We start from the raw sequence: 23,011 nt of genomic DNA on the forward strand, positions 1-23,011 counted from the left end.
TTGAGTAGTATCATTATTTCATTCTAAGTAGTTGAGTAGAAGCATCTTGAATTCTAATGTACTAGAATAATCCTCCACCCTTGTAACTTATACAATCTTTTCGCTACACCACTTTGGGTTATACGGCCTTTGACTTAATTTCAAGATATCGTCAGCTGTGTAATACCACTCAGCATCATCAAACCATAAGTAATCTTCCTTGTTATGTTGAAAATACTCTACTAAAAACCTATAAATAAATTCATATTCATGATTAATATTTACAATATCCACTGCCCAAAAGTAATCTGTTGAATGGGTGAGCCACGTAAAACTATCATATGAATCTTCGACAACTTTATTCACGTTAAAAGTGAAGTATTTAATCGTTTCTTCATCATCAGTATTTGAAAGGGTCTCCTCATTTACTTCAGATAGTGTGCCTTCTGCAGATTGAAATTTGTTATCTGCATCAAGATCAACTGTTAAATGAAAACAATACATATTCGCTCTCTGTGCTGCATGCTTAAAGTTCTCAAGAGTCTGCTCCGGAGAATAATTTGTGATTTTTTTTAGTATGATTACTGAACTCATTTACTGACAACCTCCTTCAATTCCTCTAATGAGCTAATTAATTTTATATTCTGATCTTTTAATTTTTCAACTAAATCAGACTGAGTTTTATTTTTCACAGTTACATCTTCAATGTAATAAATAACTTCTCGATTGTCATAGTTAAAATAATTTTTATTTGATAGATTGATCAACTTATCCAGTTGCTTTTCATCTAAGGCACTTAAAGACTTCTTAACCTCAATAATATGCGATGCTGTCAAAATATCGATATCGCCTGCTTTCAACTTATTTCGCAATTTCAACTCTATACCTGTACCTTCTAATCTACCAGTCTCTCTTATTGTCTCTGCCACTCGCCCCTCTAAAATATCACCAGGTTTTGAGCTTCTCAAATTTTTTTCGATAATTGCATCTATATCCTTAGGACCTTGATTAGTCCAAGATATTTCATTCCCGAATGAATTTGTGTATGTGGTTTTACTGCCTTCCGTTCTTAGCCTTCCATCATGATTCAGACTATTTCCCTCACTCTTCTCCTTCTTATCTTCCACTGCTCCACCCGATTCATGGTGGATTGTCAACATTAAATCAGACAACTTTTTTAAGGGCTTCTTGGCGATACTGAACAGGCGTCAAATACCCCAGTGATCCATGAACTCTGTGCCTGTTAAACCAGTTAACGTAGTCGTATAATTCCAATTCCAAATGACGGAGGTTTCGGAATTCCATTTGGTAAATAAACTCCGTTTTCATGACCTTGTAGGTGGCTTCGGCCACAGCGTTATCGTAGGGACATCCTTTCTTGCTGAGTGATCGACCAATACCAAACGTGCCTAGAAGCTGGTCCATCGCGTGGTTCTTAAACTCACTCCCACGATCTGTATGAAACCACTGGATTTGGCTCAAGTCGCCTTCTACCGTTGCAAAGGCACGCGAAACCAGAGCAGCGTCCTTATGTGGACCTGCACTGTGGCCAATAATTTCTCGATTGAACAGGTCCATGAGCACACAAATGTAATGCCACCGATGACCGACCTTCACATACGTGAGATCGCTGACCACGAAGCGCTTTGCTTCCGTCTGATTAAACTCCCGACCCAGTTCATTCACTGTTTCCTCCTCATTATAGGCCGTTTTATGAGGCTTAAATTGCGCAACGGTGTACGTGGAGACGAGACTCTGCTCTTGCATGATTCGACCAATGCGACGTCTAGATACGATGAGTCCTCGTTCCTGAAGCTTGGCTTTTATCTTTCGTGTACCATAGACTTTTCGATTTTTGTGGAATATCTCCACAATAGCTTCCGTGAGCTCATCTTCATTTGGCTTTTCCTTCGCTTCATGATAGAAGGTGCTTTTGGCGATTTCGAGGACGTTACACATTGCTGATACTGAGTATTTATCACGGTTATTCTGGATGATAGTTACTTTCGTCCCATGATCAGCGCGGCTTGCTTTAAAATGTCGTTCTCCATCCGTAAACGTTGGAGTTCTTTACGCATAGCCATTAATTCGTTTTCTTCAGGTGAACGGTTGTCTTTCTCTTTGAAAGAGCCCGTTGCCTGCGATTGTTTGATCCAGCGGTCTAGAGCCGAAGCAGTGAGGTCGTATTCCTCCACAATTGCAGCTCTGGATTTGCCGTTTTCAAAGAGTTGCACCATTTGTTTTTTGAACTCGGTTGTGAATGTGCGTCGTTGTTGTTTAGGCATTGTAGAGATCCGCTCCTTAACATGATAGTTTTATTCTACAAGCCCTTATTTTTTCTGTCCAACTAAGTGTAGCCGATCCATGGTGATCCTTCGAGTGCAAGGCTTTGCCAAAGAGAAAATAGGAGAAAGCCTGGCCTAACATGGCACCTTTATAATAACCCGACTTATCCTCATCGAGTTGCTTCTTCTGTTCATCCATAAACTGCTCGATGTCAGACCTTGCCGTTCCCGTGCCCCAGGCCGCATCCCATGCGAATCCAATACCACGTCCAACGTCAACTACCTTACCCATAGACATGGCATAGGCCAGACTGGTTAATGTACTAAACGGATTATAAATGAACGCTTCTGCCATCTCACCAAGTCCCGTAACGGTGTCACCAATTGCTTTATCGACCAGTCCGGTGCCAAAGCTTGGTTTCAGTTCCTCTGGAATGTACAGCGCAACCTCGCCTGAGCCATCCGTTGTTCTGAAATTCATTGCGATAAACGTAAACTCTTTTTGGATTTCGTCCAACAGCCCGAGTGTAGTCGGGAACACTTCTTTTACCTGCATAAAATCCCAGAAGAAACGCTCTCCTGTCACACCCGACCAATCGGATTGCAACATATAAATGGATTTCTCCAGTTCCCGGACCATTCGCTCCAGTTCCTGTTTCTTCTGTTGGACCAACCGGGCCTTTTCCTCCAATAGATCGGGATGTACCTCGATTCGCTGCATTTCCTTATCACCCGCCAACCTGACCGTAGTTTATGTACCTAAATTTTAACAAGTGAGAAGGAGGATTGGAATCAAACGGAAGGATCATTTCCTCAGAGGTTATCCGGTAGTTCGGCAACATCCTTGGGTAACTATTTTTGCACATTAATGCATGGATGTATGCCGTTGAGTCGACTGGGTATCTTGTACAAAAAGAAAGACTTCTATCACAGATAGAAGTCGCACATGATAATGATACAGTAGGATTAAATCTTCTTTAAGACACTACAAATTGTACGACAATTGGAGTTCCATCATTTAATGCATCTCCACCGGGAATTGTAATTGTAGTCGTCGTAGTCGAGGAGGTATCTGCTGTTTGCATAAGGCCGTTAATATAAAGATTGTAGTAGTTGTAGGTGCCTGGAAATGCGGTTGCAGCTACACCAGCGTCGTTTGTAAAAGCAGTCGCAGCTATGGCAAACGTTGCCCCAGTGCCGGTCCCATCACCAATGGTTGCAACAAATCTTAAACTGTTCTGAAATGGTGTCACAAGTGGCATGTTTCTCACCTCCTACCTAACATAGTATATGTGGTAGGTTTGGGAGTAGTGAAGGCAAAGGAACCAGCAACTACAACCAATTTTAACCATTTATGATATTGGTTGTTATTATAATTATCTCGATAGTAATAGGTGTCCCTGCAAAGATCACACCGCTTTGTGACGAAAAAAACAACCTCTCCGCACTTACACTGTATGAGTTTCCTGGTTGGACGATCCCGTTTATATAAAGATTGTTGAAACTAGTAAGTCCAACCCCGGCAAATTCGGTTATACTGCCGCCATCGTCATTTGTGAATTCTGTGGCAGGAATTATAACTGAGGCCGACAAATCCAGATCGGTGTCAGGAAAATAGAAGTAGCGGTTTGCCGTAGGAATGATTTCAATTCCGGGTACGGTGCCCGGCGGACCTTGCTCACCTGGGGGACCCGTTGGTCCTTGGACTCCGGGAGTTCCCGGTTGACCTGGCTCACCCTGAGGACCTGCGGGACCCTGCGCTCCCGGAACTCCTGGTTGACCCGGTTCACCTTGAGGACCAGCCGGGCCTTGCCCTCCCGGAACTCCCGATTGCCCCGGCTCACCTTGAGGACCTGCGGGACCCTGCGCTCCCGGAACTCCCAATTGACCCGGTTCACCCTGAGGACCTGCGGGGCCTTGTGCTCCGGGAAACCCCACTTGACCCGTCTCACCCTGAGGACCAGCGGGACTCTGAGCTCCGGGAAGCCCCGGTTGACCCGGCCCGCCGTGAGGGCCTGCGGGACCCTGCGCTCCGGGAACCCCTTGTTGACCCGGCCCGCCGTGAGGGCCTGCGGGGCCTTGGGCACCTGCCACACCTTGCGTTCCAGGGAGACTCACAGTCTCCAATTCATGTTGTCTCAACGGAGCGAGCAGGGGGCCGGGCTCACAACATACCGGGTTGCTGCCTCCCCCTCTCGGTAATGCAATGACTTTTTTGTCACGGGCCATTTTCTGTGATCTTAATGGACGCTTCAGTGAGCAGCGTTTTCTCCGATAAGATCTACGGATAATATGGCATTTCTTTCGCTTTCCCAAGTGTTTGTTTCTGCATTTCGACGTAGAACGACTGGGCCTTAATTTGTTGAGGGTGGCTGTCCTCTTGTTCAGATACTTCAAAATGGTCATCTCCTTAGGCCAAGGCACACAGTATATATGCCCTATACTATGTCCTTAGCGCATTCGGAGAGTGTGCGAATAACTATGAGGGAAGCCCAATAAAAAAGACAAGAGTCTTGCTATAGTTGTCCTTTGTCTTGCCAGCATGGCTTCATCGTCTAATTATGAGGGAAGCTGAATACCTCTATGAAGCGGAGCTCAACTTCCTTTTTTCCGCCCAATAGCTCCAGCCTTGGAATACTACAAACAACGCTACCGCCATGGTCAAACTCATCCCCATCTCCACCACTCGCTGCATATTCCCATTCAGGAAAACGCTGTCCCCCTGAGTCACCGCAGAACTGAACTGCTCTGAGGCGAAAAATACATAATAGAGACTAAACATCAGCATATGAACAAAGGTATACATGATGGAAAAAGCAAAAGGAAAAATGGATATATACTTATTTTTACTTATCGCAAACATAATGAGTGCCTGTGCACCCAAGAACATAGAGGCGATTAAGGTGGACTCCAATCCACCAGACGTATGGAGCACGCCACTAAAAAATAACTTTTCAAACATATTAAACGTAAGTCCTTCACCCCAATAATGATACATCACCTGAAAATAAGCTTGCAGATACCCTAAAGTGAATAACAGGGGCACAGATAACAGGCAAAGGCGATCCACACGTTTGCGTGTAAATACAAGACAGGCACCTAGTGTACACACCGTAATCCAAAAAATAGGCATTAATTCGATATACCGATTATGCACACCATATCGATTCGCGATTAGTCCACCCGCCAGTGTTACAATGAACAGGAGTAAACTTGCTAAGGCACAGCCAAAAATCATTTTCATATTAAATCCATACGTTTCTTTGGTTACCGTTTTGCGCAGTTCTGAGATAGAGCCAAATTGTTGAATGGAACGTTCGATGGCCTCCGTCTCTCCCAACCCCTGGCGCTTTAGATGATCCACCGAGGAATAGAGGTGAGCGGCCATTTCTTCTCTCCACTCAGACTTTTCCCTCTTCGTTAAAAACGTAAATCGAAGTACTTGATCCAAATACTGTTCAATGACTTCCATGCAGATCCCCTCCCAAGAATATATCAATAATCTTGATGTTCTCCGTCCATGATGTCCTCAATGTGTTGAGCTGAGTTTGGCCATCCGGGGTGATTCGGTAATATCGCCGCCGTGGTCCACTAATTGGCTCTCCCCAATAACCCTCTATGTACCCGTTAGCCTCCATACGTTTCAGTGCAGGATACAACGTTCCTTCTTTTAGATCAAACTGTCCATTGGTCTCGTCATTCACCGTTCTGGATATTTCGTATCCGTATGCATCCTGCTTATTCAGTACAGACAGTACAATTCCATCGATGTAACCTTTAATCATTTCATTTCTCAGCTTCACGCACCACCTACTATGCATTTCTATGTAGTTAAGCATAACAAACAAATATTGTAAAAAGCAATCTTATGGAGCCAATTGTCTCAAAATAAATCTTATTCAACGTTACGAACCCGGAATCGGTAAACTCCGGCAGCCACCTTTGGAGGTCAGCATCAGCACACCGAGAGTACCAGCACCTGGGTAATAGCAAGCTCCACCCCATATGCCTGAGCCATGAACATCGCCGGCTCAGGTAGACCGAACCCATCATTTTACCGATGGAGAACAGTTAGCCTACGCCGGAATTGCCAATCGTATATACCATGGCCCCGAAGGTTCATTTAAAGTTTAGGCATCCAAAAGGGGTTCTCTCCCTTCTCACACCCGGTTAACACGTAAAAAGTATGTCCTTGCTCACTCTTCATCGTACCGATCCCTTTGCAGGTGTCAGTCTTCATTCCCTGTTTGGAGCCATAGACATCCCTTGAGTTATCGTAAGTCGATTGAATAGCTGTACCATCATAGATCAATTCCTGGATAATGGGCCCACCTTCAATGGTATACATCGTTACACGAACCTGATCCTGATGTTTTTTCTCCACATTCTTCATAAATGTGTTCCACTTATCTTCGTTCCGTATGCCTTCGAGAAGCACTACCACATCCCCGCTTTGCTCCGCTTGCTCTGGATTATGAGGCTCAATAATTTCTGGGAATGATTTCGTGATTACTGGAGAATCCACTGTCCGATCCTTTGCCTCACACGCTGGTAACGCTATTAAAACTAACAAAACCGTAAGCAGCACTCTTTTCATCCAATCACCTCATGTCTACAACGTTAAAGACTACGTGCAGGTTACCTAGTTTCTGTTAGAAAGGCTGCATTACGCTCAGCCCTCTTCAATATAAAGGAAATTTTATCACTTGTATGTAACTTCATCCCTTCATAGAGCGTTTAGAAAGAAATGCAACATTCATACCCAACTCATTCGAAAAAGAGGCGATATCATGCAATCGGTAAACTCATCCGATCACATAGCAAAAGAAAAACGCTCCACTTCACGCTTGAATAATCGATCCAAGAGTAACGGTAAAAAGACCCGTCGATTCACCATTGCAATAGCTACAACATTAGTTGCGTCAAGCCTGCTGATGGAGCTAGCTGCTGTGCCAACGACTCATGCAGCCACTAACATGTCCCCCTCCACTAGTAACACCTCTGTTCAACCGACTTCATCAAGCAGTGTAGAGAAGAAACTTTACTATACCGCTGTACAGGGTGCTTATTATTACACAATCGCATTGAGAAATGATGGTTCCGTATGGGCCTGGGGCCGTAATCTCTGGGGAGAACTTGGTGTGAGCGACACCGTTCGATATCGTCATACATTTAGTCCGATTCGTATTCCCAAGATATCCAATGTAACAGTTATTTCATCCTCCGGCGGTGGGAACAACGCAGCCATTCAAGCAGATGGAACCATCTGGGAGTGGGGTAACGGCAACATGCCACGTCAAGTGCCTGATATTACCTCTGCCAAAAATGTTAGAATAGGGGCTTTTTCAACCATCGCCCTTCTCCAGGATGGAACCGTTCTGTCTTGGCAAAACCCGCCTCAAGCCGTAGCCCTGGAACAGACACGTAAGCTACAGACGATCAGTGGGCTAAAAGATATCATTCAAGTTGAATCCACTGGCCTGCACGGCTATGCTCTGAAGAAAGATGGCTCCGTATGGACATGGAACGAGCCAAAAGAACCCGGTAAAGCACCTTCCAAACCAACCAAGTTAAAGGGGTTGAACAACATATCTTCGATCACCGGTGCAGATGCATCTCTACTTGCACTGGATAAGAAGGGAAAGGCTTGGCAGTTAGGCCTGGAAGGCATAGTCACCCCCTTTCATCACGAACTCAAAGTGAAGAAGATGGATGGCAATTCAGGTTATACGTTATTACTTACTACTTCTGGTGAGGTGTATAGCTATGGGAGGACAGTGACCGGAAAAGAAGGGAAAGTAAACCATTTGTCTGGCATTACCGATGTTTCAGCGGGATATCACCATAGTCTTGCATTATCCTCCGAAGGGACTGTCTGGGGCTGGGGAAGTGATAAATATCAGGAAGCGGGAGCACCTGCAACATCTTCTGGAGGCATGGTCTACAAACCGGTTCAGGCCAAGCTCGGCACAGATGTTTATCTGAACGGTGAGCTGTTCCAGTCGATGTATCCCGCGGTGGAAACGCCCCAGACCGTACAATTACCAATCAAAGCAATCGCCGCAGCAATCGGAGCAGAATTTGAGGTGCATAAGGGGGAAAATAGCCTGAGTTACTATACGTTGAAATATAACAATCGAACAATTACGATTACCCCTAACGAAGCACATTATCAAATAACTTCCATAGATTTGTCTAGTGAGCAACTCATAGAGCTATCTGAACCCATAAATAACTACTCAGGAGCAACCACCTTTCCTTTTGAAGTATTGCGTGGTTTGGGTTTGAACGTGTCTTGGGATCCAGAGAAAGTCAGGCTGTCCATTGACGATGTGGACAAGAAAAAGTCAGAGCTCTAAACGAACGCTTTTACACCATATGAATCCCTTAACATAGAAAAAATCCTCTTCAATTAAACGTCCTGTTCTTTACGAACATCGTTATTTGAAGAGGATTAATTTGTTTAAGCGCACAACGCTCAACGGAGCGATGGAGGATATTATTTTATTCCAACTATCGTCTTATTTCTCGAATCGGAACCAGCCGAAGTCAAACTGACTGCCTGGCAGGAAGATAAAGCTTACTTTCTGCACACCTTTCACCTGTTCAAGCTCAAACACCCGCTCCTCATATCCACCTGACTGTGTGAATTCAACCAACTGGTTGCTCTGTCCGTCCGCACCTGCGAAGCGAATATGAATCGTATTTTTATCGATCGGTGAATGACCGTAGATCACGAGCTTTGATGTACCTTCTGCCGTAAAGTCCATGTTTTCAAACTCCAGCGATACATTATTCCCGATGCCTTCTACTCGATCAGCCTCAATTTTAAATGTATCTCCATAGAGATGATCACAGGATGCAGCCGCATTCTGCTCAAAGGCCCGACTCTGGCGCTCGAAGGAGAACCCTTTAATATGAATCTTCTGTTTCAGCACAAAACAGATCGACGTAATCCCGCTAAGGCGTTTGGACAATTGGTATGTCTCTTCCTGGTATACATTCCAGATGGACTCTTTGTCATACACCACATCTGCGATCATCGTACTTCCCTCTTCATCCGGCATACCTTCCCAGATCTGAATGAAGTACTCCTCAGTGGACAACGTAAAGATCGGAATGGTAATCGTATCGGAGCCGTACGGTCCGAAGTCAATATTACGGAAGCCTACGTGCGTCTCTCCATCGCGACTTGTCGCTACCCCACGTTCGTTGCCGTTACCTACCTCACCTTTGGTGTAATCGTACAGTCCGCCCGTGATGAAGCCGTATGGATCTTTGTAGGCTGTGCCGAGACCGTCCGCCTTGAACTCCAACTGGGAGATGAGTTTCGTTTTATCCGTACCATTGGTACTGGTTGCGCGAAGCCGGAACTCCCCGTCACCTATAGCCGATACCTTCACCGCATGTTGATGCTCGCCGTTATCGCCCGTTTCCGCTTGAACAGCTTCCACTTTGGCAATATTGGACTCGATCCCCGCATCGTTAACAACAGCCCACTCGATATCTCGGTAGGAAGTGTTCTCCGGATACAGCTTGGCGGTTACAGTAAGCTCCGGGTTGGACGGATCAAGCAACTGTCCTGCATTACTGATAATCTCAATTTTCCGCAAAGGAATCTCCTGAGCATTCCCCGTTAGCACCGGACGTTCTTCATTGTTCATGAAGACAGGTTGCACTTGTTTCTCATCATTAAGTTCAGCCGCCACAACTAGAGATTCAAATTCAGCCACAGCTCCTTCCAACCCTTCGGAAGAAACTTCAATCCTTACCGTTCCAGCTTCATTTGTCGCTCCGATGATCGCCATCAGTTTACCGCTGAATAGTCTTCTGCTCAATCCTTTGTATGGATCATAGTCCGTGCTGTCCCCGTTATCCAGACCCAGCAATCGACCTGCACCCGTCACCTGAACTTGCACGCGGTTGTTCGCATTGTGAACCGGATTACCCGCTTCATCTTCCACATCAATTTCTACAAAAATCAGGTCTGTGCCATTCGCTTGTAACTGCCCCCGATCCGCTTTCAGACGGATCTTTTTCGCATCCGTATAGGATCTTTGCACATCGGTTGCAATGATCTTACCGGTCTCATCGTAAGCGATCGCTTTCAGCTCGCCCTCTTCATAAGGAACTTTCCACCAGCCGGATAGTTGTGTTCCATTGGCATGATCGATATCGTACGTACCAATGGTTTTACCATTGAGTTGCAGCTCAATCTTCGGCGCGTTGCTGCACACGCGTACATCAATAATCTGACCAGGGCTGAAATCCCAATACGGGAACAGGTGAACCATCGGACTTTTCTTATAATCCGTCCAAGCCGCTTGGTAGATATAATAAGAGTCTTTCGGGAAAGTTGCCGTATCCAACTGTCCAAAATACGAATTCTTCGTATGATACGGTGTCGGCTCTCCGATATAATCGAATCCAGTCCACAGGAACTGACCCAGCGAATACGGTGTATCCCGTTCTGCCAAGATGCAGTATTCTGCCGACTTCGCGCCCCAGCTGGTCGTGCTGTTACCCAAAGCCGAGCACTGCTCGTCGTCATCTGCCAGAATCGGCTGTTCGAACGGGAAATGATAAATGCCACGGCTCTGCACCACCGAAGACGTCTCACTACCATAGATGATCCAGTCCGGATGTTCTTCATGATGTTTGTCGTAATATTTTTCCGCGTAGTTGTAACCTGCCAGCTTCACGATATCCGCGCATTTTTGTGCATTTTCCCATGGCATGTAGTTCGAACCAATCGTCACGCCCGCATTACCTTTTGGATCAAATTCCAGCACATAATCCATCAGCATCCGGGTTACTTCCTGTCCACGCTCATCTGCATGAGTATCGTAAATTTCGTTCCCGATACTCCACATAATCAGGCTGGCATGGTTACGGTCGCGCTTCACCCAACTCTTCACATCGGTATGCACCCACTCCGGGAAAAATCTCGCATAGTCGTATGGCGTTTTGGCACGTTCCCACATATCAAAGGCTTCAGACACAACCAGCATACCCATCTCATCCGCGAGTTCCATGAACTCTTTAGCAGGCATATTATGCGCGGTGCGGATGGCGTTAACGCCCATTTCTTTGAGCAAAACGAATCTTCTGCGCAATGCCGTCAGGTTAAACGCCGCTCCCAGTGCCCCGAGATCATGGTGTTCGCACACACCGTTCAGCTTCATTTTGACCCCGTTCAGGTGGAACCCTTCATTGGCATCCAGCTTGATATCCCGGAATCCAATACGCTGTGATACCGATTCAACTGTCCGATGTTCCTGATCATCCGAGATCAATCGCAGCTCTGTCACCAGTTCATACAGATGCGGTGCATCCGTGCTCCACAAGTTTGGACTCTCCACAATGATCTGTTGGCTATCTGCCGATGCGGCCGCATTCTCAAGCACCGAAGCCGTAACATTCGCTTGGCTGGATGCCACCACCTTACCTTCATACCAGATCGTATGCACCAACTCTGCCTGCTGATTCTGTTCCAGGTTCAGCTCCGTATCCACTTCCACCTGCCAGCCACCTTGCTGCTGCTTGATAGATACATAGATTCCATCCGTAACAATATGGTTGCGGTCTCTCGTCTTCAGCCACACATGGCGATAGATTCCGGCCCCGGAATACCATCTGCTGTTCGGGCTCTGATGCACCACTTTGACCACAATCTCATTGTCGCCTTCTACCAGTGCATTTGTGATCTCATGTTCAAAAGCAGAATATCCATACTTCCACTCTCCAACCAGCTGCCCGTTCACATACACCGAAGAGTCCATGTACACGCCATCAAAACAAAGCAAAAGCTGCTGCTCATCCTTCGTGTAATGGAACGTCTTGCGGTACCATCCAATACTGTCCTCGTACAGTTCAAGCGTATTATATATCAGCCAATCATGGGGAAGCTCCACAGGTTCATACACCAGACCCGCAGGTTCCGTAACATCCAGCTTACTTTTCGCAAATTGCCATCCATCATTAAAAAGTCTCTTCTGATTCATGGTAGATTCTCACTTTCTTGAAGTAAATTATGATTGCGGTTACAACAGTAGATGTCTCTTTTTCCGAAAACCTTTTCGGTAATACACAAGTATGACTATAACACATAACCCGATTATATCATCAGTCTCTTCCCTGTAACTCCTTTTCATAAGATTTTTTAGCCATAATGATGAACATTTTATTCCTCCAAGCATTGTAACTTTTGATGACAACATACCAAAAAGGCAACCCGTCAAGCAGGCCACCTTCTGCATTCTATCCCTTGTAAAAAGGGTTCCACCCTATGCCTTTGCCCGATGGCATCGCGCCAGGCACTCCATCCGCTTCAAGCAGCGGACGGACAACTAACTTCACGGGCCACTCATTGCTCTCGAATATCGCATGAGCGAGCGCGGCCCGATCGGCTTCGGGAAGCTGCACATGTTGCAGCGCTTCCTTCCAAGCCTGCTCCGTGATCTCCCATAACTTCGTATCCGGGATGTGATACACCTCGCTAAGTGCCTCCATGATCGCAGCCAGATTCACCTGCGTCCCCAAAGACTGCACATAAAAGATCAGTTTCTGAATCGTCTCGTTATACAGGCTGTTCGAGTAGCCTGGACGAATATGATAGGCAGGGTCTTCAATGCCATGTTTGTGCAGATAAGGCTGATGCAAACGCACGGAATCATGATCGCGGAACAAGAGACCTTTTACCTCGTTATCCTTCAACACCAGACAGCAGTTCTGACCATGAATCTCAGGTACAACACCCACCTTGAACAGACGCATCACGATGTCATAAAACGTCGTAGCTATTCTGGTATAAAAGTCGAGGACATCCGTGCTACTCAGGTTATCCCCCAGAATCTCCGTTAATAGATGGTGCCCTTCCAGATTCACACCCAGTGCGGCCATTGGGATCACTTTATATGCTTCACCCAGCAACTCAGTGGGATACACACGAATCTGTGCAGCCAGATGCCGGGGATGATCATCGAACAGTCCCATGGATTCTGGCATGAAGCCCCACCAATTCTGCTCTTCGCACATATACACCTTGTCCTTCAACGTCTTGTCACAAGCAACGGCCTGCCTTAACATGCGTTCTCCAGCAAGACCATTCAGAAGCTTGACCACCGGAAGATAACGAGCAGCCCCCAACGACAGCACACTAACCGGTAGCTTGAGCATTAGGGTGGATTCAGTTGACGGAGCCATCGAGCGCAGAGAGGATGTGGCCTGTACGTCGCCCACTTCTATGTCCAATACGATAATGCTACCCGCTTCGATCTCTCCCGTGAAGCGAGGCAGAATCACATGTTCCACTTGCCACGGGTGAACAGGCATCGGCAGATATTCGTTCAACGTGATCCCTTTTCGGGCAAACTCAGCTTCCACCACTCCGCGCTGAACATCGTCTAACACATCCAAAATGGACAATCCATCTTCACACCCTTGCTGCACGGCATCCAGCCGTATAGCCACCCAGCGCAGCGAAATCACCTTCCCGAATTCTGCTGCATACCGTGTTACATCTTCTGCGTTGAATCCCACCTTGGCTTTGGACGATGGGTGAAATGGACGATCCCGCAATGCCGCAACACGTTCACCTTTGATAAACCATTCATACGCAGAAGCCGGGACGTTATCGGACAGATACTGGACTTGTTCCCAGCCCAAAGCATACTGCTCCACAGCAATGTCCAGACTAACCAGGAATTCCGCCACCCCAGGCTGCCCATAGGCCTTATCCGACAAAGCCCTCTGTAACACCGCACGTCCAACTTCTGCCGGAGTATCAAGGAGAACCCAGCTTCCATCAGTTTTCTCCTCGTAGATCGGTGAACCCTGAACCCACTGAGTCCCCTGTCTTACTCCTGTTTCAACCAGACACAGTACACCTTGAGTGTGCAATCTATAGCGAGAAGCTACATTCTGATTGTGCTCTTGGCTGTCATATCCCTTGTACAATCGACGGAACGGTGCAGGTGCTGCGGCAAAATCAATGAATGGGTTATCCTCCAGTGGGAGTAATTGCTCCGACAAAAATGAATTCATCAGATCCGCCATAATCCGGCGTTCAGCGGCTTGCAGACTGGAACGCTTCATCAGTGTTGACATGATTATTGTCCTCCGTTAGATAATGGAATGCCGGGTGCGGATGCCCCAGAAAATCATGATGCGAGATGGTCCAGCAATAAGCCCCAGACTTTTCAAACAAAACAATGTCTCCTACCCGTAGCAGTGCTACCTCCGCATCGGAATGCATGCGATCCTTCGGTGTGCATAGCTCACCTACAATATGGACTCGACGATCTCTTACCTCTGGACGGGCAAATGAATGCTTCCAACGATCCGTTGCCATGATCTGAAATGGGTGGTTATGTCCCCATGAAGCAGGCAGACGATTGTGGTGCGTACCTCCCCTTAACACGGCAAAATACTGATCATGAGAAGTTTTGATATCCGTAACCTCTGCTGCGTAATACCCATGGTCTGCTACCAGGAGTCGACCCGATTCGAAATACAACTCGCCTCCACATGAGGCAAGGCGTTGTCTGGCTTCACTTTGTTCCAGCAGGGAAGTGAATAAAGGCCAGTCGAATCCGGGACTGCCATCATACGTGACACCGAATCCGCCTCCTGCATTCACCACTTCCACAGGAAGATCATACTGCTGCTGCCACTGTTCCACCTTTTGCAAATACAACTCGATCATCTCGGCGTGCAGCCTTGCATCCATATTGTTGGACAAGGAGTGAAAATGGAACCCGCTTAACCGAACCACACCCGCGCCTTCCACACGAATGAGTTCAATGGCTTCTTCCACCGCCTCTTCATCGATTCCAAATGGACTCGGCCCACCGCCCATAACAATCTTCGTCCGAGGTAATGTGCTGCTTCGCAGATTGATTCGGAGCAGAATGCGCACCTCCTGCGCTTGCTTCTGTTTTTGCTTCTGCTCTTGCATCAGTTCCTCGCCGTATGCTTGCGTATATCTTTGCTCCGGGTTCTGCTCCCATTCTTGCTTCTGCCTGCTCTCCTGCACCTGCTCCTGCTCCATCGCCCTCTCTTTCGCAATCACAATGATACGCCGCAGCTCCAGCAAACTTTCCACATGAATGTAACTCACGCCATGTTCCATCGCTAATCTCAGTTCGCTCTCCTTTTTACCCGGACCTCCAAACAGAATCGGAACCTCGCAACTTACCGTTCTAACCTTAAGTAGCTCTCCAATCGAAGCCACTTCAAAACCCTTCACAAATGGAAGCAATGCCTCAATGATTCGCGGATCAGGATTCGCCTTGATGGCGTAGAACAAATCTGTGTTTCCGGGCATACTGTCCAACATCTGACGTACCTGTTCCTGAATGCCTGCCAGATCGTAGACATACGCACATACCGGGTCTTCCATTCTGCGTTGCAGTTCATCTATCGCATGCCATACACCAGGTTTCATATCTGCCCACCCGCATTCCTGTAGTCATTCCGTTTTTGGGCATATGCCCGAAACGCCGTATTCCGATCATCACCAAGCACGTATATATGTACTCCCCGCTCAGCCCAGAGCGACATATCATCCACACCTCTAGTGACCGTTGCATAAGGTACTTCGCACTGCTGGGCGGTAGCATGCAATTCATCCAGCGCACGTCTCACATCCGGGTGCTCGGTCTGCCATGGCACGCCGAGGGATTGCGACAGATCCGCCGCCCCTTCCAATACAAAACTCACCTGAGGGTGAGACAGAATTTGTGCACTCTGCTGCACGCCCTCCACACTTTCGATCATGGGTACAACCATCACCTGTTCATTGGCTTCCTCGATATATCCGGTAAGCGGATATTTACCGAACACACCGGGACGACCACTATTCAAGCTCCGCATGCCAACCGGATGATAGTAGGCGTAACGAACCGCTTCTTCCACCTGCTCCAGTTGCTCGACATGTGGAATGACGATACCTTGTGCGCCACAGTCCAGCACTTTAAGAATCTCCGCTCGCTCCACTTTCGAAATGCGAACCAACGCGGTAAGGCCGACCAGTTCTGCCGCCCTGATCAACTCTTCCACCGATTCCATCGATGTTGCGGCATGTTCCAGATCAATAATGACAAAATCAAATTCCGCATGTCCGATCATCTCGATAATGACCGGGTGCGGGATCGATACAAAAAGGCCATATACGGGCTGTTTGCGTGCAATTTTTTCCTTCAGCGTGTTAATCCTCATTCGACGATTCCCTTTAATTCGGGTGTTCTCTTTGATTCAAGTGCATCCTTTGATACCTTGAGTGGATTGCTCGCCTTGCGGAAATATAACTCTCCATCCCCATACAGACGGCGCTTGGTCATCTCTTCGATCAGTGCATCTTCGGCAAAAAGGTCAAATGCAGCGAATCGATCCGTGTACTCCGGGTGCTCTCGCTGATAATCCACAATTACACCTGCGCACAGCTGCCAGAACGCTTCCTCCGACAGACCAAACTTCTCCAAAGCCAGCGCAATATCCGTCATGCAGATAAAAAAGAACGCATCATACGTATAGTCCCGGACTTCCGACACATCTCCCGCATAGATGAAGGAATACCGATTGAACTTGCGATGAGTTTCCGGCTCGGGGTTCAGTTTCGGTGCCCGTTCCGGGAACAGAAGTTGATCCGGTACGTAGCGAACACCATCATGCAAATCCTTGATAATGATTCGTTTCGGCAGATCATCTTCCAGTACCAAAATAATATTCTGAGCATGAGATTCCAGCGCAATCCCGTGTGCATAGAGCAGATGGATAATCGGCAGTGTAACTGTGCGAACAAGGGCCTCGCTCCACTTTTCCACACCATGTCGGTCTACAGCATCCTGGATAAATGGAACACCATCCGGCTGCACCAACATCAGCGCGTTCAGCGGCCACGCCGTCTCGCCTTCCTTCAGATGAACCGATACATTCTCCCGCCAGATGGCACCGAGTGTACCGTAGGCTCGTCCATACTGAGTTGCAGGCAACTGCTCATAACGGAAAGACAATCCCATGATTTCTTTTAAAATGCCAAACTGCGCCTGCTGTAACAGCTCATCTTCACGAACAAGTTCATCCAGCCAATCGCTGATCAGCGGCGCGTTCTGAGTCGTATGCTGTGCCAGAATACGAGTGCTCGATGTGTTGGTGATACTGAGGGCCAGTTTGATGTAAGGGGCTTCCGGATTCATCCGGTTCGAGAGTGAACGGATCGACTGCTGCGCACGATAGGGCGAAGACGATGGACCGAGATATACAATATCTCCATCCATCAGTTGACGGGCATATACTGTCTCCAACTGGTGCTCCCACTGCCATGGATGAACCGGAATAAACACATATCGAGCACCAACGTCAGAACCTATTCCTATACCAACCTTGCCGTCTTCCCTACCCGAGCTACGGACTGTTTCGCCTTTTTCACGAACTCCCCCATGAAGCTTCGCTTGGATTGTCTCACCAACCTCGGCACTGCTCCCAAGCTGATCTGCACTCGTCGCATGTGCGTTAACGTTCTCGGCCATGTCCGTAAGACCTTGTTGTTGCAGGATCTGTTGAAATCGCTGCATATCCTCTGCGGTCAGATGTTGCCCCACCAGTTTTTCAGAGCTATACCCCGCGGATACAGCGGTCTGAGCAAATTCCTTTTTCACAGCTACCCAGACTAATGAAACCTCCGAGTTAAACTCAGGGCCATAGGCAAGATTGTCTTTCAGAGAAAACCCCAACCTCGACTTATAACTCGGGTGATACAGATGACCGTCAGTCATGTGACTTTCGAGCGCATCATAATACCGATCTTCATTCGGAATGTTCAAGGGCAATGTAGCCCGGCACTGACTGTCCTTTGCCATCGTTTCGAGCAGTTCCTGGATAAAAGCCGTGACATTTGCACCCTTCAAAGCATTCAACACGATTTCCTCCAAAAACAGATCCAGATCGGTGCAGAGTGCGCCTTCCCTTTGAATCGAACCCTTCTTCACCTTCACCCGGCCAAATGAAAACTTTCGCTCCGCTTCACACGTGTACGCCACAGAATCGCCGGAAGATGTAAGTCCTTCGGTTCGCCATTCGCTCCCACTTACATGACTGTCCAGAATGCCTTCGAACCACATCGCCTCCAACGTCTGCCGCAGAATCCGTTCCTGTACACCCACGTAGACTGCTTCTGTCCTGCCGCCTGCTTCAGCCCTGTATCCCACGACTCCCACGTACTTCACTCCCCATTCGTTTCATTACATTGCTCACCGGCACGTAGGCCGGGGTCTGGCTGATCCCCCTTAGACAACTCACCAAATTTTGTTTGGCCAGAAATGCATCCGTTGTCAGCAGATGTCGCACATATGCATTGCCCGTTCGTTCCAGTTCCTCCACAAGTACCTCACGTACCTGCTTCCAGAAATGCTCCTCCGGGACGTTCACATCTCGCGCCATCGCATGAATCAGAGACCCCAGATGATTGACGATAAAATAATACGATGTCCGCGCCCAGGCTTTCTCTCGCGAATAAAATAATAAATCGGACGCAGCACGATCCTGCTCACTTATAAGTTCCTCATCCACACTGACCCCTTCCAGATCGCGGACGATAAAATCAACAGGCAACCCATCCTTCAATGTCACAAGGGTATTCTGCAAATGGGCTTCAAAATGAATGCCTTTCTCACCCGCCGCCCGTACAATTGGCAGCAGAGAACATGCCAGATAACGATCCAACCAACGCTCGGCAATGTCACGTCCACCACCCAGCATGGTCATCAGTCTCGACCGCATCCCAGGAAGCGGTGCTTCAACCAGACTGGATAAGACATACGTATTCTCGACATCAAACTCAATGGGCCGATAAGCTATCGTAAACAGACTGGTTAACTCTTCATCTTCAAAAGCACAAGTCGCTACGCCTGTCTCATACGCAATATGTGTGTTCAGTTCAGTACCGAAGCAGTCATGCTGCCTGACATACTTGGAGGCATCTAGTGTTCTGCGCATCTGCTCAGCACTGTTGGTGCGAATCATGTTCGTGATCTGCATATTCAGTGACAGCTTGATATTGCAGTTCCATTCGGGAACATAAACCGTACGGACTGAAGAGGTTGGGTAGACGGTTGGCCCCGCACTACCGAGTAGTATTAATTTTTCATCTCGAAAATAGGACTGTACCTCGGACAACCGTGATATGTATGCGTATTGCCATGGATGGACAGGCAGCAGCCCATACATTTCACTCTTTTCTTTTAAAATAGGCTCCACATGGCTCCACAGTAAGTCTTGCAAATCCATTGCCGCCTCGTCATCGACCCATTCCTGCATGTAGACATCCTGCCTCACGGCGATATAACAGAGTTGAAATGATGTTCGTAACTCCGGACTGTACTTCTGTACATCCTGCTCGCTGAAGCCTTTGGAGTTCTTCGGAAACGGATGGAACGGATGACCATACAACAGTGACTGTTCCGATGTGCGATAATCGTGGATGTCGAGACCGGCTGCTTGTTCGATATACAACGTAAGGTTGCCCACACTGTTATCTACCTTTTGTGCAAAATCTCTGGCATACGCCAGCTCTACACGATTCATATTCTCACCCAATGGATGTACATTCTCCAGCTCAAGTGAACGCTTCATTTCCATCACACTTTTCATCATTCCATGTTGATCCGAACTCGCTCCCTGTTCCCCATTCCCGCTTAGCTCAGATGTGATCCAACGTACCAGGTCGTGATAATGCACTGTTTCCCCGCCAGATTCCATGCTGAGGTATTCATGCTCCCCTATGGCAGAGTAGTAAGACAAGCGTCCTGTCACCTTCACTCTACTGGCTTGAAAAGCAACAGTGTACGTCAGCGTATTTGGATTAATCCGAATATCGCTTTCTTTTTCTAGCGCAAGCTCACGGATGTAACAGTTCAACAGCAGCTTGCACGAATGTTCATGGGCCTGCTGCTCAGCCTCAGACCGGAGCTTGTTTTCCATCTCGAACAATGATGCCAACCTTCTTTCGGGTTATAAGTAAGACCAGGGGAAGTGTAAGCAGTATGGCGCAGCCAAGTCCGATACAGATCTCTTTGAGCGCTCCCCATTTTGCCATCTCCATGGACGTTCCTGCCCCGGCAAGCCATTGCCAACGCATATCGTAATACAGGGTCAAGCCCATCACCGCAAACGAAGAAGCCAGCCGCTCAATCGTGGTTGATAACACCGACCCTTCGTGCATGTCTTCGTCCGGTAATGCTTGCAGACCAATCGCAGAGATGCTCATACCTGACAGGCCAACGCCAATTCCCCGGCATGCCATGAGCATCCCTATGATCCAGATCGATGCTCCCAGGGGCAGAACCGCAAACGACAAGATCGATATCGACACCAGCAACGTCCCCCATGCGATAAAATGTATGGACCGACCGCGATCCAACAAGCTGCCGCCAATCCACATGAACAGACTTGTACAGATCGACAAGGGAATGAACAATGCACCGGATAGGGCCGGCGACAGGTGGAAGACGTCCTGGAACAATAACGGCAATGTAAAGATCACACCAAACATGACACAATCCTGAATAGTCGAGATCAGTACAGTCAGCGGAAAGACGGCATTACGCCGCAGCAACTGGTACCGGATCAGTGGTTCCTTGCGACCGTTCTCGGTCTGGACAAAACGAATGAGCAGCAACACACCGAGCGCAATCAGCATCCATGGTACCCATACTGCCACGACAGGACTTGCGTACAACTGTACCCCCAGACTAAGGGCACCTACCGCGCAGATGAGCAGCATGACACTGGTTGGATGCCATTTTTTCCTGCGGGCAGGGATATAGGTCTGAATGACTCGACCGCAGCCAATCAACGAGAATATAGCCAGTGGCACATTGAGCCAGAACAGCATTTCAAGCCGTCCATACTGAATGATGAATCCACCCAGCGTAGGCCCGGCAGCCGGAGCCAACATAAGCAGCAAGCCCCACGCTCCGGTAATTCGCCCTCGTACCTCCGGTCCGTATACATCAAACAGCAACACAAGTGATAACGGAATCATCAGCCCCGCGGCAACGCCATGCATGAAACGAACCAGCAACAGTACCTCAATAGAGTGATAAAACAACGCACCTGCTACCGAGAACAGTCCATAGATACTGATCCCCAACATATACGTCTGCTTACGCCCCAGTCGGTCCACAATCAGGGAAGCCAGCGGCATCGTTAACGTCATAGCCAGCATGTACAGCGCGATAATCCACCCGCCTGCTGTCGTAGAGATCTGATAATATTGCACAAAATAAGGCAGCAGCAGGTTAAATGCACTGTTGGTCAGTACCAGCGAAAAGGCACCGATCAGAATCGCGAGTAATACTGCATGCCTCTTCATCAGGGAAAGCTTCAGCATGCGGCTGTTGCTAAGGCAATCGCTTCAGCTACCGATTTCTCAAAGATCGCAAGGATTGCACCCGATTCTTGCTCCGTAATATTCAGCGGCGGCAAAAAACGAACAACCGCTGAATGACGCCCGCCCAGCTCTACAATTAATCCATTCTTGAAACATTCACGCTGAATAGACTCAGCCAGCGCACCATTAGGCAGATAATGTCCCAGACGATCCTTGCGTCCCATTGGATCAACCACCTCAACGCCAATCATCAGTCCTCTGCCTCGCACATCACCAATCTCTGCATACCGCTCTTTCAATGCATTCAGTTGATTCATGAATTGCTCACTGCGCAGATGTACGTTGTGCAAAACATCCTGTTCCCGAATATAACGAAGTGTCGCAAGTCCCGCAGCCATGGCCAGCTGATTGCCACGGAACGTACCTGTGTGTGCACCAGGCTGCCATTGGTCCAGTTCTTCTTGGTAGATGACAACAGACATCGGCAGACTTCCACCAACCGCTTTGGAGCAGATGATTACATCGGGTATGATTCCGGCATGTTCAAATGAAAACATTCGCCCTGTCCGTCCGATGCCTGTCTGCACTTCGTCGATGATGAGCGGAATGCTTCGCTCTGCTGTGATTCGGCGTAACTCCTTAAGCCATTCGATATCCGCCGGAATCGCTCCGCCCTCTCCCTGCACCGTCTCTACAATGACCCCACATGGTGCAGCAATACCGCTCTCGCAATCATCGAGCAAGTTCTCGATATACTGTGCGCTTAATCGGGCCGTCATGCCTTCACCAACACCAAATGGGCAGCGGTATTCATAAGGAAACGGCAGGAAATGCACATCCGGCAGGAGGCTTTGCAGATGCTGTTTCTTGCTCAGGTTGCCACTCATCGACATCGTCGCTTGTGTCGAACCGTGATAACCTCCCTGAAAGGCAAGAATGGATTTGCCACCTGTTGCATGTTTGACCAGCTTAATGGCTGCTTCTACTGCATCTGCTCCGGTTGGACCACAGAACTGGATTTTGGCTTTGTCTCGCATCTCTGCCGGAAGAATGGAAAACAGTTCTTGCATATATGAAAGCTTCAGCGGCGTTGCCAAATCCAGTGTATGAAGCGGAATCTGCTGATCCAGAACATCGCGAATAGCGTTGATCACCGTGTCATGGTTATGCCCCAGCGCCAATGTTCCTGCACCCGCTAGGCAGTCGTAGAATACGCGGCCTTCCGTATCGGTAATCTTCACCCCATGGGCCTTGTTAATGACAAGCGGGAAATGTCTCGGGTACGATCTTGCATTGGACTCCTTCTCATTTTGCATCTTCAGATATTCCGTCTGCACCTCTACTGACATAGCCCTCT

At 48.0% G+C, this 23,011-nt stretch carries 18 protein-coding genes; 1 reads left to right on the forward strand and 17 read right to left on the reverse strand.

Annotated elements, in window-relative coordinates; all coding sequences use genetic code 11:
• Window positions 1-87: 87 nt before the first annotated feature.
• The 9 genes from ACDJ59_RS21100 to ACDJ59_RS21140 form a co-directional block, all read right to left on the reverse strand.
• Complete coding sequence (locus ACDJ59_RS21100; protein WP_413405502.1) at window positions 88-573, reverse strand: hypothetical protein; 486 nt, start codon at window positions 571-573, stop codon at window positions 88-90.
• Window positions 570-1,151 carry a hypothetical protein gene (locus ACDJ59_RS21105; protein WP_413405504.1) on the reverse strand — a complete coding sequence of 194 codons (582 nt, stop codon included), beginning with the start codon at window positions 1,149-1,151 and terminating at the stop codon, window positions 570-572. Before ACDJ59_RS21105 ends, ACDJ59_RS21100 begins: the two co-directional genes overlap by 4 nt.
• Window positions 1,144-2,264 (reverse strand): IS3 family transposase gene (locus ACDJ59_RS21110; protein WP_413405506.1). Its coding sequence is split into 2 segments (ribosomal slippage): window positions 1,144-2,015 and window positions 2,015-2,264, totalling 1,122 coding nucleotides; the frame shifts between segments, so codons are not numbered across the junction. The genes ACDJ59_RS21105 and ACDJ59_RS21110 overlap by 8 nt, the downstream gene beginning before the upstream one ends.
• 16 nt (window positions 2,265-2,280) lie before the next feature.
• On the reverse strand, window positions 2,281-2,985 hold the full coding sequence (locus ACDJ59_RS21115) for a WXG100 family type VII secretion target (RefSeq protein WP_413405508.1): 705 nt from the start codon (window positions 2,983-2,985) through the stop codon (window positions 2,281-2,283).
• A 256-nt stretch (window positions 2,986-3,241) separates the two neighbouring features.
• Window positions 3,242-3,526 (reverse strand): DUF4183 domain-containing protein, encoded by a 285-nt coding sequence (locus ACDJ59_RS21120; RefSeq protein WP_127547395.1) that lies wholly within the window; start codon window positions 3,524-3,526, stop codon window positions 3,242-3,244.
• An 82-nt stretch (window positions 3,527-3,608) separates the two neighbouring features.
• Window positions 3,609-4,493, reverse strand: coding sequence for a DUF4183 domain-containing protein (locus tag ACDJ59_RS21125; protein ID WP_413405510.1), 885 nt, complete (start codon window positions 4,491-4,493; stop codon window positions 3,609-3,611).
• Window positions 4,494-4,845: 352 nt separating this feature from the next.
• The gene (locus tag ACDJ59_RS21130) at window positions 4,846-5,736 is read right to left on the reverse strand and encodes a permease prefix domain 1-containing protein (RefSeq protein ID WP_413405512.1); all 891 of its coding nucleotides are present in this window, start codon (window positions 5,734-5,736) and stop codon (window positions 4,846-4,848) included.
• Entirely contained in the window at window positions 5,723-6,067 is a 345-nt protein-coding gene (locus tag ACDJ59_RS21135; RefSeq protein WP_413405514.1) for a PadR family transcriptional regulator, read from the reverse strand. Before ACDJ59_RS21135 ends, ACDJ59_RS21130 begins: the two co-directional genes overlap by 14 nt.
• Before the next feature lie 320 nt (window positions 6,068-6,387).
• Window positions 6,388-6,861, reverse strand: a complete 474-nt coding sequence (locus ACDJ59_RS21140) for a DUF4362 domain-containing protein (protein WP_413405516.1) — start codon at window positions 6,859-6,861, stop codon at window positions 6,388-6,390.
• Between the two features lie 193 nt (window positions 6,862-7,054).
• Here ACDJ59_RS21140 and ACDJ59_RS21145 point away from each other — a divergent pair, with 193 nt between their 5' ends.
• Window positions 7,055-8,623 carry an RCC1 domain-containing protein gene (locus ACDJ59_RS21145; protein ID WP_413405518.1) on the forward strand — a complete coding sequence of 523 codons (1,569 nt, stop codon included), beginning with the start codon at window positions 7,055-7,057 and terminating at the stop codon, window positions 8,621-8,623.
• Between the two features lie 162 nt (window positions 8,624-8,785).
• On the opposite strand, the gene ACDJ59_RS21150 is transcribed toward ACDJ59_RS21145, so the two are convergent.
• From ACDJ59_RS21150 to ACDJ59_RS21185, 8 genes are all read right to left on the reverse strand, one after another.
• Window positions 8,786-12,268 (reverse strand): glycoside hydrolase family 2 TIM barrel-domain containing protein, encoded by a 3,483-nt coding sequence (locus ACDJ59_RS21150; RefSeq protein WP_413405520.1) that lies wholly within the window; start codon window positions 12,266-12,268, stop codon window positions 8,786-8,788.
• A 256-nt stretch (window positions 12,269-12,524) separates the two neighbouring features.
• Window positions 12,525-14,372 carry an IucA/IucC family protein gene (locus ACDJ59_RS21155; protein ID WP_413405522.1) on the reverse strand — a complete coding sequence of 616 codons (1,848 nt, stop codon included), beginning with the start codon at window positions 14,370-14,372 and terminating at the stop codon, window positions 12,525-12,527.
• Entirely contained in the window at window positions 14,332-15,711 is a 1,380-nt protein-coding gene (locus ACDJ59_RS21160) for a type III PLP-dependent enzyme (RefSeq protein WP_413405524.1), read from the reverse strand. Before ACDJ59_RS21160 ends, ACDJ59_RS21155 begins: the two co-directional genes overlap by 41 nt.
• Window positions 15,708-16,484: an HpcH/HpaI aldolase family protein gene (locus ACDJ59_RS21165; RefSeq protein ID WP_413405526.1), complete on the reverse strand. Its 777-nt coding sequence runs from the start codon at window positions 16,482-16,484 to the stop codon at window positions 15,708-15,710. Before ACDJ59_RS21165 ends, ACDJ59_RS21160 begins: the two co-directional genes overlap by 4 nt.
• Complete coding sequence (locus ACDJ59_RS21170; protein WP_413405528.1) at window positions 16,481-18,481, reverse strand: IucA/IucC family protein; 2,001 nt, start codon at window positions 18,479-18,481, stop codon at window positions 16,481-16,483. Before ACDJ59_RS21170 ends, ACDJ59_RS21165 begins: the two co-directional genes overlap by 4 nt.
• On the reverse strand, window positions 18,456-20,243 hold the full coding sequence (locus ACDJ59_RS21175; RefSeq protein WP_413409878.1) for an IucA/IucC family protein: 1,788 nt from the start codon (window positions 20,241-20,243) through the stop codon (window positions 18,456-18,458). The genes ACDJ59_RS21170 and ACDJ59_RS21175 overlap by 26 nt, the downstream gene beginning before the upstream one ends.
• Window positions 20,221-21,654, reverse strand: a complete 1,434-nt coding sequence (locus tag ACDJ59_RS21180) for an MFS transporter (protein WP_413405530.1) — start codon at window positions 21,652-21,654, stop codon at window positions 20,221-20,223. Before ACDJ59_RS21180 ends, ACDJ59_RS21175 begins: the two co-directional genes overlap by 23 nt.
• A complete protein-coding gene (locus ACDJ59_RS21185; RefSeq protein ID WP_413405532.1) occupies window positions 21,648-23,003 on the reverse strand; it encodes a diaminobutyrate--2-oxoglutarate transaminase in 1,356 nt (451 codons plus the stop codon). The genes ACDJ59_RS21180 and ACDJ59_RS21185 overlap by 7 nt, the downstream gene beginning before the upstream one ends.
• Window positions 23,004-23,011 lie beyond the last annotated feature (8 nt).

The sequence above is a fragment of the Paenibacillus amylolyticus genome (genome assembly GCF_047302515.1).
Classification (GTDB): Bacteria; Bacillota; Bacilli; order Paenibacillales; family Paenibacillaceae; genus Paenibacillus; species Paenibacillus amylolyticus_G.